The sequence below is a fragment of the Flavobacterium sp. 316 genome, assembly GCF_000967805.1.
Classification (GTDB): Bacteria; Bacteroidota; Bacteroidia; order Flavobacteriales; family Flavobacteriaceae; genus Flavobacterium; species Flavobacterium sediminilitoris.
The window spans coordinates 1-1,651 of the sequence record NZ_JYGZ01000015.1; the positions used below are offsets into that span (position 1 = coordinate 1).

At 28.0% G+C, this 1,651-nt stretch carries 1 protein-coding gene and 1 pseudogene; one reads left to right on the top strand and one right to left on the bottom strand.

All coding sequences use genetic code 11. From position 1 onward, the window contains the following. Positions 1–644: 644 nt before the first annotated feature. Positions 645–977 carry a helix-turn-helix domain-containing protein gene (locus SY27_RS18020; RefSeq protein ID WP_045973039.1) on the bottom strand — a complete coding sequence of 111 codons (333 nt, stop codon included), beginning with the start codon at positions 975–977 and terminating at the stop codon, positions 645–647. A gap of 143 nt (positions 978–1,120) precedes the next feature. Here SY27_RS18020 and SY27_RS19040 point away from each other — a divergent pair. Further along, a pseudogene (locus SY27_RS19040) lies at positions 1,121–1,651 on the top strand (hypothetical protein); the annotation flags it as partial.

Here is a 1,651-nt window from a genome sequence, read left to right on the forward strand (position 1 = left end):
TTTTAAAAACGGATTAATTTTAAATACTTATTTTAAAAACAATAAAACATAAACCACTCAATTGAGTGGTTTTATTGTTTTAAAAACTGTTTAAAACTGTTAAATTTTACTATAAAAACAAGAAAACGCTATTAGTCACAAAATAATTATCTGTGAATAACTTTGGAATGGAAATATAGATTTTATGATTATCTTTGAAGAGTTGAGAGTCAACACCATCTAGAGATGAAAAAAACCGAGATTGCAGTCTCGGTTTCTATTAAAATTTAGGTGTTATTTATTAACCTAAAAGATTTTAAAAATTATGGAAGAATTGAATCTTCTACTATTGTTATTGGTAATTGTTGCAATTACCAAACTACTTAAAGAGGTAAAAAATCCTAGTAAGTAGTTATTTAATAGACCCATTTGCAAGAGCAGGTGGGTTTTTTTATTGGCAACATTGAGTATTTAAATATGTATAACAAATATGTAATACAATTGTATGCTACAAATATGCACTACAAATATATGATATATTTTGTAATACGTATATAATTAGATACGTATTATATAAATAAAAATTATAGAATCTAGCAGAGATAAGGCATTAGAAAGTATAGATGTAATTATAGGAGATCTTCCTTGTCAAGTAATAGAAGAAACTATTTATAAGAAAGTTTAGTTTTATAATCTCTAATTAAAGCATCAATCACATTAAATAATTGTTTTTGTTCTTCATCGGGCATAGTGGCGATAACTTCAATACGTTCGACAATTTTTTTATCTTTTACAATTACGGTATTATTGCCTACTAAATAATCTAAAGAAACATCAAGAGCTTGTGCAATTTTATTAGCTATCTCAACTGAGGGCGTAATCTCTTCACGTTCATATCTTCCAATTACAGCTCCAGAAGTTCCTACAATGCTTCCTAGAACATCACGAGATAATCCTTTTTCTTTACGTAATTGTACTATGGTTGTTCCTATTTTCATAATCTATAAGTAATAATAATGCTTTAAGAATAAGGGTTTATGCAAATATACATTACTTAAAAGTAAAAAAACAAACGAATAAATTTGTAAATAATATCATTTATTGATTAAGTTTGTAACTAATAAGTGAAATTTTATAAGTTATGAACAATCTAAACATTCAAAACCCAAACCAATTAGAATATAATAATAAACTAATCAAAATAACAGTATTAGGCGGTATCAGGTTAGATGGATTGGACAGAATGCGCGTAACACTCAAAATACAATCTACAGAAGTTGATACACTAGCAGTAAGACATAATTTAGATCTATACAACGACACCCAAGTAGAAAAGCTAATTAGAAAAACAGCTACTAAACTAGAAATAGGCACAAGTGTAATCGAAGCGAGTATAAACGAACTCATAGAAGAACTGGAAAAATACAGATTAGAAAGTCTAAAGTCACAAGACCAAAGTCCAAAAGCCAAACAACTAACAGAAAAAGAGAAAAACGAAGCTTTAGAACTACTAAAAACTAAGGACTTATTACTAAGGACTAACGACTTAATAGGCAAAAGCGGAATCATAGGAGAAGAAACAAACAGGCTAATCATGTATTTAATTTTTAGCAGTAGAAAAAGAGAACAGCCATTACATGTAATAAGTTTAGGTTCATCAGGAACAGGGAAA